13 protein-coding genes are annotated in these 14,477 nt (G+C 72.2%); 9 read left to right on the forward strand and 4 right to left on the reverse strand.

From position 1 onward, the window contains the following. The first annotated feature begins 44 nt into the window (after positions 1-44). Complete coding sequence (locus IE263_RS45265; RefSeq protein ID WP_189943986.1) at positions 45-437, forward strand: VOC family protein; 393 nt, start codon at positions 45-47, stop codon at positions 435-437. 73 nt (positions 438-510) lie between these two features. Continuing rightward, positions 511-1,275 (forward strand): VOC family protein, encoded by a 765-nt coding sequence (locus tag IE263_RS45270; RefSeq protein WP_189943987.1) that lies wholly within the window; start codon positions 511-513, stop codon positions 1,273-1,275. A gap of 11 nt (positions 1,276-1,286) precedes the next feature. On the opposite strand, the gene IE263_RS45275 is transcribed toward IE263_RS45270, so the two are convergent. The 3 genes from IE263_RS45275 to IE263_RS45285 form a co-directional block, all read right to left on the reverse strand. Further along, positions 1,287-3,863: a carbohydrate-binding protein gene (locus tag IE263_RS45275; protein WP_189943988.1), complete on the reverse strand. Its 2,577-nt coding sequence runs from the start codon at positions 3,861-3,863 to the stop codon at positions 1,287-1,289. Between the two features lie 97 nt (positions 3,864-3,960). Then, the gene (locus IE263_RS45280; RefSeq protein ID WP_189943989.1) at positions 3,961-4,542 is read right to left on the reverse strand and encodes a MarR family winged helix-turn-helix transcriptional regulator; all 582 of its coding nucleotides are present in this window, start codon (positions 4,540-4,542) and stop codon (positions 3,961-3,963) included. Beyond that, a complete protein-coding gene (locus IE263_RS45285) occupies positions 4,539-6,185 on the reverse strand; it encodes an FUSC family protein (protein ID WP_189943990.1) in 1,647 nt (548 codons plus the stop codon). Before IE263_RS45285 ends, IE263_RS45280 begins: the two co-directional genes overlap by 4 nt. Positions 6,186-6,389: 204 nt before the next feature. Here IE263_RS45285 and IE263_RS45290 point away from each other — a divergent pair, with 204 nt between their 5' ends. From IE263_RS45290 to IE263_RS45310, 5 genes are all read left to right on the forward strand, one after another. Next, the gene (locus IE263_RS45290; RefSeq protein ID WP_189943991.1) at positions 6,390-6,932 is read left to right on the forward strand and encodes a DUF5134 domain-containing protein; all 543 of its coding nucleotides are present in this window, start codon (positions 6,390-6,392) and stop codon (positions 6,930-6,932) included. A gap of 93 nt (positions 6,933-7,025) precedes the next feature. Continuing rightward, entirely contained in the window at positions 7,026-7,961 is a 936-nt protein-coding gene (locus tag IE263_RS45295) for a M56 family metallopeptidase (RefSeq protein WP_189943992.1), read from the forward strand. A 67-nt stretch (positions 7,962-8,028) separates the two neighbouring features. After that, the gene (locus IE263_RS45300) at positions 8,029-8,700 is read left to right on the forward strand and encodes a phosphatase PAP2 family protein (RefSeq protein WP_189943993.1); all 672 of its coding nucleotides are present in this window, start codon (positions 8,029-8,031) and stop codon (positions 8,698-8,700) included. Between the two features lie 180 nt (positions 8,701-8,880). Beyond that, the gene (locus IE263_RS45305) at positions 8,881-9,573 is read left to right on the forward strand and encodes an HAD family hydrolase (protein ID WP_189943994.1); all 693 of its coding nucleotides are present in this window, start codon (positions 8,881-8,883) and stop codon (positions 9,571-9,573) included. Positions 9,574-9,805: 232 nt separating this feature from the next. Beyond that, positions 9,806-10,480, forward strand: a complete 675-nt coding sequence (locus IE263_RS45310) for a TetR/AcrR family transcriptional regulator (protein WP_189943995.1) — start codon at positions 9,806-9,808, stop codon at positions 10,478-10,480. Here the strand turns inward: IE263_RS45310 and IE263_RS45315 are convergent. Further along, positions 10,468-11,994 (reverse strand): LVIVD repeat-containing protein, encoded by a 1,527-nt coding sequence (locus IE263_RS45315; protein ID WP_189943996.1) that lies wholly within the window; start codon positions 11,992-11,994, stop codon positions 10,468-10,470. The genes IE263_RS45310 and IE263_RS45315 overlap by 13 nt on opposite strands. 171 nt (positions 11,995-12,165) lie before the next feature. Between IE263_RS45315 and IE263_RS45320 the strand changes: the two genes are divergently transcribed. Both IE263_RS45320 and IE263_RS45325 read left to right on the forward strand, forming a co-directional pair. Beyond that, a complete protein-coding gene (locus IE263_RS45320; RefSeq protein WP_189943997.1) occupies positions 12,166-12,813 on the forward strand; it encodes a DUF305 domain-containing protein in 648 nt (215 codons plus the stop codon). A gap of 164 nt (positions 12,814-12,977) precedes the next feature. Continuing rightward, the gene (locus IE263_RS45325; RefSeq protein WP_189943998.1) at positions 12,978-14,351 is read left to right on the forward strand and encodes an FAD-dependent oxidoreductase; all 1,374 of its coding nucleotides are present in this window, start codon (positions 12,978-12,980) and stop codon (positions 14,349-14,351) included. Positions 14,352-14,477: the final 126 nt, after the last annotated feature.

The raw sequence follows: 14,477 nt of genomic DNA on the forward strand, positions 1-14,477 counted from the left end.
GCAGGTGCTGGGCCGAGCCTAGCCCTGCCCTACGCTCCGGATGCATGGTGCATGTACTCAGCAGCCGGATCCTTCTCCGCCCCACCGACCCCGAGCGTTCCCGCGCCTTCTACGGCGGGCAGCTGGGCCTCGCCGTCTACCGCGAGTTCGGTACGGGGGCGGAGCGGGGCACCGTCTACTTCCTCGGCGGGGGTTTCCTGGAGGTCTCGGGGCGGTCGGAGGCGCCGCCGGATCCGGCGGTACGGCTGTGGGTGCAGGTCGCGGACGTGCCGGCGGCCCACGAGGAGCTGCTGGCGAAGGGCGTGGAGATCGTCCGGCCGCCGGTGCGGGAGCCGTGGGGTCTGGTCGAGATGTGGATCGCGGACCCGGACGGGACGCCGATCGTGCTGGTGGAGGTGCCGGCCGACCATCCGCTGCGGTACCGGCCGGGCATCTGAGTCCAGCGGATGCCGGGGCGCGGGGTCGGGCTTAGCGTGCTGGAGGGGGTGTGCTCCCTTCGGAAGGAACGCCATGAAGCTCGACAGGCCCGTGCCGGGCGGACCCTGCTGGGCCGAGCTGGGGACCAGTGATCTGACGGCGGCCCAGCGGTTCTACACGGAGTTGTTCGGCTGGCGGTGCGAGACGGATCCGCGGCAGGAGGCGGGCGGCTACACCGTCGCCCACCTCGGTGAGGCGGCCGTCGCCGCGCTCAGCCCCCTCTACCAGGAGTCGCAGCCCGTCGCCTGGAACGTGTCGTTCGCGGTCTCCGACGCCGACGTCTGCGCGCGGATGATCGACGAGGCCGGGGGCCAGGTCCTGGTCGGCCCGATGGACGTGTTCGACATCGGCCGTTTCGTCGTCGCCCTCGACCCGGGCGGCGCCGCCTTCCAGCTCTGGCAGGCGCGGACCTTCCCGGGCGCCGGAGTGTTCAACGCGCCCGGCTCGCTGGGCTGGGTGGAGCTGATGACCCGGGATACCGCGCGGGCGGAGGCCTTCTACACGACGGTGTTCGGCTGGACCGTGAACACCTCGGAGCACTACACGCAGTGGGGTGTCGGCGGCGCGGACTTCGGCGGCATGATCACGATGGACGACAAGTTCCCGCCCGAGGTGCCGTCGCACTGGCTGCCGTACTTCGCGGTGGCCGACGTGGACGCCACCGCGGCGACGGCGGAGCAGGCGGACGGCACGGCGCTCATGGAACCCACCTCGGTGCCGGACGGCCCGCGGATCGCGGTGCTGCGGGACCCGCAGGGCGCGGTGTTCGGGGTGTACCGGGCGGGCTACGAGAAGTAGCCCCCGGGCCGTCAGGCGAGCGGAGTGACCGTGACCCTGTCCAGCACCGGTGCGTACGGCGAGCGTTGGCCGAGCGGGTTGCGGGTGACGCCGTCGAAGTCGAGCGGTTCGTCGGCGGTGAAGGTCAGGGTGTTGGTGCCGCGGCGCAGGGTGACCGGGACGGACAGGTCGGCGAAGTTGTTGAAGTGGAAGGTGGTGGGGAACAACAGGCGCTGCGGGGCGGCTCCGTTGACGTGGAGGTCGGCGTGACGGCAGACCGGGTCGGGGTTGTAGTGGGTGGCGGCGGCCTGCTCACCGTTGGAGTAGCGGATCGTGAGGGCGTGCCGGCCGTCGCGTTCGGCGGTCACGGTGAGGGTGAGCGCGTTCGCCGGTCCGGCGCCGACGCCGTCGACGGCCTTGCCGCCGGTGGCGTACGGGAAGGCGCCGGTCACCCGCGCGGTGCCCGTCAGGCTGCCGTCCTCGGCCTGGTGGGTGGTCGTCGGCAGCAGTCCGCGGGAGGGTCCGACGCGCAGCCGGTCCACGACGAGCCGCTCGGAGGTGCCGGTGACGGTGACCTTGTTGATGCCGCCGGCCAGGAAGAGCGGTACGGCGCCCTCGCGGACGGCGCCCACGTCCTCGCCGTTGATCGTCAACAGCCCGTCGCCGAGCCCGAGTCGGTCGACGGTCACGCTCGCCTCGCCGTCGCCGGGCGCGTACACCCAGAAGGTGACGGTGCCGCCCTCCGGCAGGACGACCGCGCCGGGTCCGGAGGCTCCCGGGCGCGTGTACGCGACCTGGGCTCCGCCGCCGAGGGAGGCGTACTCGGCGTCGTACACCGCGTCGGCCCGGTCGGCGTGCAGGGTCAGGTCGAGGCGGTCGATCACGGCGTCGCCGCGGGTGACGCCCAGGTCGGGGTCGCGGGCGGCCAGGGTGAGGGTGTGCCGGCCCGCGGTCAGCTCGACCCGCGTGTCGGTGTGGCCCCAGACGGCCCACTGGTAGCCGAGGGGCAGCCGCAGCTCCCGCGGCTGTTCGCCGTCGACGCGCAGGAAGACGTTGGTCGGGCCGAACTCCCGTACCAGGTCGGCCCGGTTGTGGGAGTTGGCGTAAACGGCGACGTCGTACGTGCCGTCGCGGGGGACCTCGACCTCGAAGGCGAGGACGCCGTCGGAGCCGGTGCGCAGGCCGCCCACGTGGTAGCCGCCGGAGGTGGCGAACTTGCCGACGTCGGACGGGGATCCCTCGGGTCCGTGCTTCACGTAGCCGGTGCCGGTGTACGTCGCGTCCTCGGCCTCGTACGTGCGCCGCCAGCGGACGGAGGGCTGCGCGGGCGTGGCCCCGTTGCCGCCGGGTGAGAGGGTGAGCTGGTGGGCGGACATCTCCTCGAGGCCGGTGAGGGGGACGGTCACCGTGCCGTCGGTGACGGGCAGTTCGGTGTCCCGCAGCAGCAACGGCCGGTCGCTCTCGCCCACCTGGCCCGTCCAGGGGATCTCCTCCAGGCGGACGTGCACGGTCGTACCGAAGAGCTCCGGGTCGATGTGCTCGACGACGAGCTGCGCGGCGCCGCCCGCACCGCCGAACAGCACCCGTGCCTGCCGCTTGGCACGGTCGAGCGCGGCCACCCCCTGGAGGGTGTACTGGGCGTTGGGGTGCGGGGCGGTGACACGGACGGTGTTCCCGGTGAGCCGGCCGTAGGCGTTGAACAGCCACCACTGGCCGTTGCCCCGGTTGGCTCCCACCGCCGAGTCGTTGAGGTTGCCGGCGATGTTCCAGTACGCCATGTCGGCGTCGACCTTCCCCTCCTCGATGGCGGAGATCCACTGGATCATCTGGCCGGGGACGGAGAGGTGGTAGTTGTGCGCGTACTCGTTGATGTTGACGGGCAGCGGCCCGATGCCCAGTTCCCTTTCCATGGCGCGGTACCGGGCCACGTTCGTGCGGATCTCGTCCGGTGAGGACAGCTCGTGCCAGGTGACGACGTCGGGCAGGACGTCATGGGCCTTCGCGTACTCCAGGAAGCCCCGGACCTCCGGGTAGAGGAGGCTCGTGTTCGGGCCGGCGACGCGGGCCTCGGGATCGAGGTCCTTGATCAGGCGGTACACCTGCCGCCAGGCCGTGAAGTAGGGGCCGGGTTCCGTGCGCCAGGAGACCCCGTCGTAGCTCCACTCCCCCGTGCCGAACATGTTGCCCTCGGGTTCGTTGAACGGCACGTACACGACGTGGGAGCGGTGGGCGCCCAGCGTGCGGACGTACGCGACCTGGCGCCGGACGCGTTCCTTCAGGTCGGCGAGCCGCTCCTCGCCCGTGGCGCCGGGCCACTCGTAGGGGAAGCCACGGTAGATGTCGGGGACGTAGACGTACACGTCCTTGCCGCCCGCCTCGGCGAAGGACGGCAGGATCTCCAGGGCGTCGGCGCCGGGGTGCTGGACGCCGTCCTGGGCCTTGGTCGCGACCGTGCGGACGGCCATGCCCTCGATGAGGGTGCGGCTGGGCACTCCGGCGCCGTAGAGGCCGTAGAGCGTGCCGCTCGCGCCGCCGTGGAAGGGGCCCGTGTCCGTGCCGAGGTCGACGGTGAGGGTCTCGGGGGTGTGCTCGGCTGCCACGACATCCATCCTCTGTTCGGGATTTCGAGCGGCGGTCGGTACGTCGAATCGACCGCCGCTCGAACGTAGAGAGGATCTCCGGGCGGCGTCAACGGGCGTGCGGGCCTCAGACCCGCAGCGCCCGCATGTGTCCTTCCAGGCGGCCGAGCAACTCTCCGAGCAGATCGGCCAGTTCGCCTTGCCGGTCGGCGTCGAGGGCGGACAGTACGGCGCTCTCGTAGGCGAGTTGCTCGGGCAGGATGCCGTCGACGAGGTCGCGGCCGGCGTCGGTGAGGCGGACGTGGGCGACGCGGCGGTCGCGGGTGTCGCCGCGGCGCTCCACCAGGCCGCGTTCGGTCAGCTGCTTGACGCGTTTGGTGACGGCGGCGCCCGAGGAGAAGGTCTCGCGGGCCAGTTCGCTGGGGGTGAGTTCGTGGCCGGTGCGGCGCAGCGCGCCGAGCAGGTCGAACTCGGGACGGCTGAGGCCGGCCCGGCGCAGGGGGGCGTCCTCGGCCTGCTGGAGGAGGGCGGCGCAGCGGTTGACGCGACCGATGATCTCCATGGGGCCGGTGTCGAGGTCGGGGTGGACGGTCCGCCACTGCCCCACGACCGCGGCGACGGTGTCGCCCCGGGCTCCGTTTCCGTGGGCCTGCGACCTCCCCCGTCCCCCGCCGTTCCCGCCGCCAGGCCGTCCCTGCGTCCCCGTCATGGCCGTACGTTCTCCGTTCTCGCGCTCGCGTCCCGCGCCGGGAGGAGTCCCTGGCGCCGTACCGTCGCCGCGAGCGTACGGTGTCCGGACTGTTCCGCCGCGACGACCCGCTCCTGGGGCAGGGCACGCTGCCACCACTCGCCGGACGCGGCGTCCGCGGTGGCGCGCAGGTCGACCAGTGCGGCGGCGAGGGCGCGGCGGGCGGATTCCAGGGCTCCGGGGGCCGGGCGCGGCTCGGCGAGGAGGCGGGCGGCGTGCTCCCGGGCCCGTTCCACGGCGGTCAGGGCGTGCCCGAGGCGGTCGCCGGCGCGGCGGTTGGTGACGGCGACCGCGGTGGCGAAGCCGACCAGGGCGCCGACGAAGGTGTCCACGACCCGTTCGGTGATCAGTTCACCCGCGTCCTGATACCGGGTGAACTCGGTGATGAGCAGGGCCATCGGGGTCACGCAGACGCTGCCGAGCCAGTAGTTGCGGCTGATCAGCGCCTCCGCGCCGAAGTTCAGGGCGAGACAGGTCAGGACCAGGGCCGCCTGGTGGAGGTGGGCGAGCGGGACGATCACGGCGAAGGCGAGGACACCGACGAGGTTGCCGACGACGCGCTGGACGCCGCGGCTCCAGGTGAGGGTGACGTTCGCCTGGTAGAGGGAGGCGGCGGTGACCAGGGCCCAGTAGGGGCGGCCGACACCGAGGGCGAGGGAGGCGTATCCGGCGAGGGCGCAGCCGAGGGCGGTGCGGACGGCGAGCGGGGTGAGGGGGCCGAGGCGGCGCCACAACGAGGGCCGGCCGGTGGCACGTTCGGCGTCGACGCCGAGGAGTTCCTCGTCGTCGACGAGGTCGTCGGGGCGGGGCACCGGTCCCGTGCCGCGCAGTGCGCGGGCCCAGGTGCGCAGGCGCGCCGGGTCGGTGTCGGCTGGGGCGGCGAGGGCGACCTCGGCGCGGACCACGAGGCGTTCCAGGGCACGGACCGTGTCCCCGTCGCGGGCCGACAGCAGGGTCTGCCAGGCGGCGTGCACGGCGGCGGCCGCGGCGGCGCGGGTCCGGGCGTGGCCGTCGCCGGTGCCGCGGGTGGCGGCGTGGGCGGCGGCCGCGTTCAGCGCCTGGGCGGTGGCGCGGCGCTCCGGGCCGTGCGGGCGCAGCAGCCCCGGCGCCATGCCGACGATCCAGGACCAGGCGCCCGCGGCGAGGGCCAGGGCCAGATGGCCGGGGACCTGCCCCAGGGTCTGCGGGGCGAACAGCGAGGCGGAGGTGATGAAGGTGAGGACGATGTTGCCGGGCGGGCCGATGCGGGTCGCGTCGCAGAGCACCTTCTGCGCCGCCGCGAGGAGAGCACCGACGGTGACCAGGACGGCGGCGTTCGCGGTGAGCGAGGCCGCGAGCAGGGCGACGGCCAGTCCGCCGGTCATGCCGAGCACCACCCAGGCCAGGGCACGGGCACGGGCGGCGTAGGGGCGGTTGTGGGCGTAGAGCGCGCACAGGGATCCGGCCATCGTGTACATCGCCAGGTCGAGGCGGCCGAGCGCCAGCAGGGTCAGGTTGGGCGGGGCGACCGCGGCGACCACGCTCAGGGCGGGCTTGAACCAGATGTCGGAGGGGCGGCCGAGGCGCAGCACACCGGCGAGCGGGAGGTGGGTCGCACTACTCATGGTCATTAATTTAGCATGTGTTTTACTCGTAAAGCATCTCCGGTGTCGCCAGGCGTCTTCGGGCATCTCCCGGGCGCCTTCTTGCGGCGCACGTCACCTGCCGTGCTCCGCCGAACGCTCCCCGTGTACACCCGTGCGCTCGCTTGCGCTCGGCGTACCCCGGGCATCGCATCCCTCGACCGACCGTCGAGCGGGGAGGTGCGCGTGCACGGACCGGCTTCGCCCGGCTGGCTGCTGGTCGCGCTGTGTGCGGCGACCGGCGCGTACTGCCTGCTGCGCATGCGCAGAGGCGACGAGGAGCAGCGCCGGGCCGCGGGCGGCGAGGCGCTCATGGGGTTCGGCATGGCCGCGATGGCCGTGCCCGCGGCGGCGTTCACACCTCCGGAGTGGGCCTGGCCGGCGTATGCGGCGGTCTTCGGCGTGGCCGCGCTGCGGGCGCTGTGGGCGGCCCGCACGAGCGCCCACCACCTGCACCATCTGGTCGGGGCCTCGGCCATGGTCTACATGGCGGTCGTGATGGCCGCCTCCCCCGGGACCGGGCACGGTCACGGCGCCGCGGGTGTCCCGCTGCTGACGGGCGTGCTGCTGCTGTACTTCGCGGGATACGTCCTCGTCTCCGGGGTCCGGCTGCTGCCCGTGGCCGGAACGGGGGGCGGTGGCGTCGCGTGGAGCGATCGGCCCGAACTGGCGCGGGCGTGCCGTCTGTCGATGGGGATCGGCATGCTCGCGATGCTGCTGACCATGTGATCCCCGAGCCGCCCGGCAGGCGGTCGTGGTCTGCGTCACTTTGCTGCTACAGGCCGTACCCCTGACCGGTACGCCGCTCATAGGGTGCTGCCCATGATGGTCCCCGCGGTCCTGCTGCTGCTCGGCGCCCTGACCGCCTTCGTCGGCCCCCGGTTGCTCGCGCGGGCCGACTGGCCGGACCGTGAACCGGTGGTCGCGCTGTGGGCGTGGCAGTGCGTGGTGGCGGCGGTGCTGCTGTGCTGCGCGCTCTCCATGACGCTCAGCGCGGCGGCGGCCTGGCAGGCGGTGCGCGGGCACGTCTTCGCGCCGGCGCCGCGCGCGGTCGTGGAGGCCTACGCCCTGAGCGCGACGGGCCCTTGGGCGGCGTCGACCGCGGTGGCGCTCGCGAGTGCCGGGCTGTGGAGCGGGGCGATGCTCGTACGGGAGGTCGTCCGCGCCCGGGCTTGGGGTCGGCACCGGCGGGCCGAACTGCGGCTGCGGGCGCCGCTGTTGCCGGGTGAGGAGCCCGCGACCGGACGGCTCGTGGTGCTGGAGGGCGAGCGGTCCGACGCCTGGTGGCTTGCGGGCGCCGCGCCCCGACTGGTGGTCACCACAGGGGCGTTGCGTCGACTGAAGGGGCGTCAGCTCGATGCCGTGCTCGCGCACGAGCAGGGGCACGCCCAGGCGCGGCACGACTGGCTGCTGCACTGCTCGGCGGCGCTGGCCAACGGCTTCCCGCAGGTGCCGGTGTTCGCCGCGTTCCGCGACGAGATGCACCGGCTGGTCGAACTCTCCGCCGACGACATGGCCTCCCGCCGCTTCGGCCGGCTGACCACCGCGCTCGCGCTGGTGGAACTCAACGAGGACCGGGGCGTGTTCGGCCCTTCCCCCACTCCGCAGGCGCACGTTCCGCAGCGCGTGCACCGTCTGCTCACACCCCCGGACCGGCTCACGGCGGCCCGCAGACTGCGGCTGACGGCCGCGGCCGCGCTGGTGCCGGTGATCCCGGTGCTGGTGACGCTCGTGCCGGGCCTGCGGGCGCTCGGCTGACCGCAGCCGGGGCCGGAAGTCGCCCCCGGGTTGGCTTCAGATCCCGGAGTTCGGCAAGGATCCCTCCATGCACAACCCGTCCGTCGACTCCCCGCCCGCCCCGTCGCCCTACCGCACGGCCGTCCGCACCGCCCTGACCCTGGGACTGTGCTCCGTCCTCCTCCTGCTCCTGGTCGCGGCCGAGTGGCGCCCCCTGATGTCCGTCGACGGCGGCGTCTCGCGCACGACCCACCGCTGGGCCGTCGCCGATCCCGACGTCACCCAGGTCTGCCGCGTCCTCACCGACTGGGTCTGGGACCCGCTGACGATGCGTCTGCTGTGCGCGGCGGTCGCCATCTGGCTGGTGTGGCGGCGCTCGGCCTGGTGGACGGCCGTGTGGCTGGTCACCACCTCGGCCGTGGGCACCCTCCTCCAACAGGGCCTCAAGGCCGCCCTCGGCCGCGAACGCCCCGTCTGGCCCGACCCCGTCGACTCCGCCCACTACGCGGCCTACCCCTCCGGCCACGCCCTCACCGCGACGGTCGTCTGCGGCCTCCTCCTCTGGCTCCTGTACCGCCATGGCGCCGCCCCCGCGGTATGGCGTACGGCGGTGACTCTGGCCGTCGTCTCCGTGGTGGGCGTGGGACTGACCCGGATCTGGCTGGGCGTCCACTGGCCCACGGACGTCCTCGGCGGCTGGCTCATGGGGACGATGCTGGTGGCACTGGCGATCGCGGCCCACCTGCGGTGGCGACCGTGAGCGGGCCGGGGCGGCGGTATCGCCAAGTGGCCGGGCGGCACCTTCTGGGCGGGCGCGGGTGTGTCCAGCCCGTCCGACGTTCGAGGACGAGGCCCGTTGAGGGCCGGAGCGGGGGACTGGGGGTGCGGCAGTCCCCAGAATTCTGGAACGTGGACGTGCCGTTTCCGTAAGATCCACCGCATGACCGTCGCCGTGCTGTTCGACTTCTCCGGGACCCTTTTCCGTGTCGAGTCCACCGAGTCCTGGCTGCGGGCCGTGCTCGATGGGGCGGGCGTCGAGTTGTCCGAGGCGGAGATCGTCGAGACGGCGCGGGCGCTCGAGATCGCCGGGGCGTTGCCGGGCGGGGCCGACCCCGTGCGGGTGCCGGAGGAGCTGGCCGGTCTGTGGCCGGTGCGGGACCGGAGCGCGGAGTTGCACCGGGCCGCCTACACCGGCCTCTCCCGTCAGGTGCCGCTGCCCGACCCGGCGCTCCACGACGCGCTGTACGACCGGCACATGACACCGGCCGCCTGGGGCCCGTACCCCGATGCCCTCCCGGTGCTGAGCGCGCTGCGTGAGCGTGGGGTCCGGGTGGGCGTGGTGAGCAACATCGGCTGGGATCTGCGGCCGGTGTTCCGTGAGCACGGCTTCGACCCGCTCGTCGACGCGTATGTGCTGTCCTACGAGCACGGTGTGCAGAAGCCGGATCCGCGGCTGTTCACGGCGGCGTGCGAGGCGCTCGGTGCCGATCCCGGGTCGACGCTGATGGTGGGTGACAGCCGCCATGCGGACGGCGGGGCGGCGGCGCTGGGCTGCGCGGTGCACTTCGTGGACCATCTGCCGGCGGCCGAACGGCCGGACGGGCTGCGGCCGGTGCTGGATCTGGTGGGCTGAGTCCGCAGGCAGCCCGCCTCTCGCGATGGCGGGACCGGAAGCGGAAGCGGAATCACGGGCCGGCAGGAAAGGAGCCCCAGGCCACCATCCGGGGAAAAGCGCGCCCACTCTGGACGATCCCCCGCGTCGCCCAGAGCAGGCGGCCGCCCGGTACGACTCCGAAACGGAACGGAGCGAACCGGGATGCGCTGAGTATAGTTGGCTGGCAGCCAGTCAACGCAGGAGTTACAGCATGTCCCCGCGCAGCGCCTCGGTCAATGAAGAATTGCGGCGCCGTTCCCGGGAGCGGCTCCTGCAGGCCGCGGTCGAGTTGGTGAGCGAGCGCGGGTACGAGGCGACGACACTCGGTGACATCGCGGACCGGGCGGGCTCGGCGCGCGGGTTGGTGTCGTACTACTTTCCCGGCAAGCGCCAGCTGGTGCAGTCGGCCGTGCACCGGCTGATGCACCGCACGCTGGAGGAGGCGCTGGAGCGCGAGCCGCGCACCGAGGACGGCCGGGAGCGGATGGCGCGGGCCATCGACGCGATCCTCGGGCTGGCCCGGGACCGGACGGTGCTGATGCGTCAGCACATGGCCGGGCTGCTCCAGGCGGAGGGCTTCGTGCAGTGTCCGGAGCAGCGGCGGCTGGCCGAGCTGCTGCGGGACACCATGGCCCGGCACGGCTCGCGGGACGTCGACGCCGACTATCCGATGCTGCGCGCCCTGCTGATGGGGGCCGTCTACGCGATGGTGCTGCCCAATGTGGGCATGCCGATCGCCCCCGTGCGCGCCGAGTTGTTCGCGCGCTACCGACTCGACTGGGGCCTGGGGGTCCCGCCGGGCGCCGAGGCGCCCGGCGGGAGCCGGGACACGGACCTGTCGCGGTTCTTCGCGACGGGAGTGCCTGCCGGTGATCAGTCGAAGTAGTCCGGCTGGGTCTGGACGTTCAGCTCACGCAGCCGGACGTACTTGGCCGGATCCGTGCGCCGGTCGTTGAGCTTCAGCACGTCGAAGCCCTTGGCGATGTCGTTCGAGTAGATGTAGCCGTTGTAGTAGTACGCCGACCAGGAGCCGGCGGTGGTGAGCTGCCCGGTGTTGACCGGGCCGCGCTCGAAGTAGGCGATCTCCTTCGGGTGGGCGGAGTCGGTGAAGTCCCAGACGGAGACGCCGCCCTGGTACCAGGCCTGGACCATGATGTCCTTGCCCCTGACCGGGATCAGCGAGCCGTTGTGCGCCACGCAGACCTCGACGTCCGCCTGGTGGCGGTCGATCTTGAAGTAGCTGCGGAAGACGAGCTTGCGGTGGTCGCCCTTGCCGACGATGTCGTAGATGCCGTCGGCGCCCCTGTTCGGGCCGGTCGCCGCGTTGCAGGTGGCCGCGCCGCCGCCGCCCAGCTCGTCGGTGAAGACGACCTTGTTCGCCTTCTGGTTGAAGGTCGCCGAGTGCCAGAACGCGAAGTTCACGTTGTCCTGGACCTGGTCGATGATCTTCGGGTTCTCCGGGTCCTTGATGGAGAACAGGATGCCGTCGCCCATGCAGGCTCCAGCCGCCAGGTCCTTCTCCGGGAGCACCGTGATGTCGTGGCAGCCGGTCGTCTTGGAGACGCCCGGGTTGGTGGGCCCGCCCGGGTTGCCGCCGCCGTCCGGTCCCTCACCGGGGAACAGGACGGGGAAGTTCACGATCGCGGCCTTCTCGGGCGCGTGGCGCGGCACCTTGATGATCGAGATGCCGTCGTGCGGGGGCTGGCAGTCGGGGTAGGCCGCGTTGGGCGAGTACGAGGAGACGTAGACGTAGACGTTCTTGCGCTCGGGCACCAGCGTGTGGGTGTGCGAGCCGCAGGCGGTCTCGACGGCGGCGACGTACTTCGGGTTCGCCTTGTCGGTGATGTCGAAGATCTTCATGCCCTCCCAGGAGGACTTCTCGGTCGCGGGCTGCGTGGTGCTGTTGCAACTGCTGTCGCTGCGCGAGGAGTCGGTGGAGAGGAAGAGCAGGTTCCCGGAGACGGAGATGTCGTTCTGCGAGCCGGGGCAGAGCACCTGGGCGACGGACTTCGGGGCCTTCGGGTTGCTGATGTCGAAGATCCGGAAGCCGTCGTAGTTGCCGGCGAAGGCGTACCTGCCCTGGAAGGCCAGGTCCGAGTTGGTGGCCTTGAGGGCCTCCTTGGGGACGTTGACGACGTGTTCGATGTTGGCGGAGTGGACGATCTCGTCCTGGCCGGGTATCTCCCCCTCGGCGATCGCCTCGGCCACCTCGGCCTGCACGCCCTGGGAGACTTCGCGCTCCACGGCCGGGCCGTCCCCCGGGTCGGGGGTCGCGGCCGCCGGGACAGCCGTGAGGAGCGTGGCCAGGAGTCCGGCACAGGCCGCGGCAACTCCCAGCCGTCTGCGCCGCGTTCGGGGATGGTTCAGGGTCACTGCGTCCTCCCTTGTCGCCGTTCGCATGGAACGGTTCACGGTCCTCCGAAGTATCGTCTTCATCATGCACAGATCAACAGACGGCAACGCACTCGTAATGAATGTTTTTGATCAGTGGCGCACAGACTCGTGCTAGGACGGTCCCAGTTGTGGGCAGGTCCTCACAGGTCGTCAACCCGGCTACATCAGGAGGTCGTTGTGCTCTTCCGCCGCGCGCCCCTCGTCACCGCCTCGCTGCTCGTGCTCGTCCTCGGGGGCTGTGACTCCGGGTCGGACGACACCAAGTCGGATGCGGCGAGCGGCCCTTCGGTGATCGCGCCGGGCATGCCGGGCGAGGAGAACCGGACACTGTCCGCCGAGGACGCGGCCGCGCAGCGCGCCGAGGACGACACCCCGAACTCGGCGGACGTCTCCTTCGCCCGCATGATGATCGAGCACCACAGCCAGGCCCTCGAGATGACCGAACTGGCCCCGAAACAGGCCGAGTCCACACAGGTGAAGGCCCTCGCCGCACGGATCTCCGCCGCACAGGGGCCGGAGATCGAAGCGATGGAGAGCTGGCTGACGACTCACGGCAAGGACGGCGAGAGCGGGGCGAGCGGCGGGCACGACCACGCCGCGATGCCCGGGATGGCGACCGAGGCGCAGCTGAAGAAGCTGCGGGCGGCGCGCGGCAAGGCCTTCGACGAGCTGTTCCTGACCCTGATGATCACCCATCACGAGGGCGCCCTCACCATGGCCGCGGACGTGAAGGCGCAGGGGAACAACATCCGCATCGAGGAGATGGCGGACGACGTCGTGGCGGAGCAGACGGCGGAGATCACGCGGATGCGGAGGATGTTGTGATCCGGGGAAAGGCGTCGCACACGTAGCGTGACCGTATGGTCACTTCTCGCTCGAACGGTCCCGCACCCGCACATGGCGCACCACACCCTGTCAGCGCGACGGCGGCGGTGCGATGCTGGAAGCACCAGCGCTCTCCTGCGCCTGCCGGGGTAAGGAGTTCGGCCGTGCTGCGTGTCGCCGTCGTCGGCTCCGGGCCGAGTGGGGTCTACACCGCCCAGAGCCTCGTCCAGCAGGACTCCGAGGTGCTCGTCGACGTCCTGGACCGGCTGCCGTGCCCGTACGGGCTGGTGCGCTACGGCGTCGCCCCGGACCACGAGAAGATCAAGTCGCTCCAGCAGAACCTGCGGACGGTGCTGGAGCACGAGCGGGTGCGCTTCCTCGGCGGGGTGCGGGCCGGCACGGGCGGGGTGCCCGTGGAGCGGCTGCGGGAGCTGTACCACGCGGTCGTGTACTGCGTCGGCGCCGCGACGGACCGCCACCTGGGGATCCCCGGTGAGGACCTGCCGGGCAGCTGGTCGGCGACCGATTTCGTGGCCTGGTACAGCGCCCACCCGGACGCCGTCGCCGGCCGCTTCCTATCCGGCGCCCGTACGGCCGTGGTGATCGGCGTGGGGAACGTCGCCGTGGACGTCACCCGGATCCTGGCGCGCGGCGCGGCGGAGCTGAGCCCCACGGACATGCCGCAGGCGGCGCTGACCGCGCTCACCGCGAGCGAGGTCACCGAGATCCACATGGTGGGGCGGCGCGGCCCCTCCCAGGCCCGCTTCACTACCAAGGAGTTGCGCGAGCTGGGCGCCCTGCCGGACACCGACGTGCTGGTGGACGAGGCCGAGCTGGCCCTGGACCCGGCGTACGCCGACCCGTCCGCGCTGCCGGCGGCACAGCGCCGCAACGTGGAGGTGCTGCGCGGCTGGGCGGCCACACCGCCCCGGGGCCTGCGGCGCCGGATCCACCTGCGCTTCTTCCTGCGGCCCGTCGAACTGCAGGCCGACGGGGGCCGGGTGCGGGCGGTGCGCTTCGAGCGGACCGCTCCGGACGGGCACGGCGGGGTAACGGGGACCGGCCGGTACGAGGACGTCGAGGCGCAGTTGGTGCTGCGGTCGGTGGGCTACCGCGGAGTGCCGCTGGAGGGGCTGCCGTTCGACCCGGAACGGGGCACGGTTCCCCATCTCGCCGGGCGGGTGCTGCGCGAGGGCGCGATCGCGCCTGGCGAGTACGTGGCCGGCTGGATCAAGCGGGGCCCGACCGGCGTCATCGGCACCAATCGGCCGTGCGCGAAGGAGACGGCGACCTCCCTGCTGGAGGACGCCCCCGCCCTCGTACGGCGGGAACTGCCCGGTGATCCGCTCCCGCTGCTGCGGGAGGCCGGGGTGGAGCCGGTCGAGTGGGCGGGGTGGCAGGCGATCGAGCGGGCGGAGGCGGAACTCGGGGCCTCGCTGGGGCGGGGTGTGGTGAAGCTGCCGGACTGGGCGTCGCTGCGGGCGGCGGCGAGCCGGGCGGAATCAGGTGTACGGGACACACAACAGCAACATCCGTGAAATCAACAAACTGTTTAAGGCTCGTACGGTCTCGTGCTGTCCGATGTCGCCTGTTGTTCGGGGGACCCCTGTTGTTTGGTGTCCCCTGTTGTTTGGTGTCCCCTGTTGTTGGGGTGTCCCCTGTTG

The organism is Streptomyces aurantiogriseus (genome assembly GCF_014649375.1).
Lineage (GTDB): Bacteria > Actinomycetota > Actinomycetes > Streptomycetales > Streptomycetaceae > Streptomyces > Streptomyces aurantiogriseus.

Bases quoted from the DNA above. Each gene is read 5' to 3' on its own strand.
- IE263_RS45295 (WP_189943992.1), top strand. From the start codon at position 7,026: ATGATGGTCCCCGCGGTCCTGCTGCTGCTCGGCGCCCTGACCGCCTTC.
- IE263_RS45315 (WP_189943996.1), bottom strand. From the start codon at position 11,994: ATGCGAACGGCGACAAGGGAGGACGCAGTGACCCTGAACCATCCCCGA.
- IE263_RS45285 (WP_189943990.1), bottom strand. From the start codon at position 6,185: ATGAGTAGTGCGACCCACCTCCCGCTCGCCGGTGTGCTGCGCCTCGGC.
- IE263_RS45275 (WP_189943988.1), bottom strand. From the start codon at position 3,863: ATGGATGTCGTGGCAGCCGAGCACACCCCCGAGACCCTCACCGTCGAC.
- IE263_RS45310 (WP_189943995.1), top strand. From the start codon at position 9,806: ATGTCCCCGCGCAGCGCCTCGGTCAATGAAGAATTGCGGCGCCGTTCC.
- IE263_RS45305 (WP_189943994.1), top strand. From the start codon at position 8,881: ATGACCGTCGCCGTGCTGTTCGACTTCTCCGGGACCCTTTTCCGTGTC.
- IE263_RS45270 (WP_189943987.1), top strand. From the start codon at position 511: ATGAAGCTCGACAGGCCCGTGCCGGGCGGACCCTGCTGGGCCGAGCTG.
- IE263_RS45300 (WP_189943993.1), top strand. From the start codon at position 8,029: ATGCACAACCCGTCCGTCGACTCCCCGCCCGCCCCGTCGCCCTACCGC.
- IE263_RS45280 (WP_189943989.1), bottom strand. From the start codon at position 4,542: ATGACGGGGACGCAGGGACGGCCTGGCGGCGGGAACGGCGGGGGACGG.
- IE263_RS45265 (WP_189943986.1), top strand. From the start codon at position 45: ATGGTGCATGTACTCAGCAGCCGGATCCTTCTCCGCCCCACCGACCCC.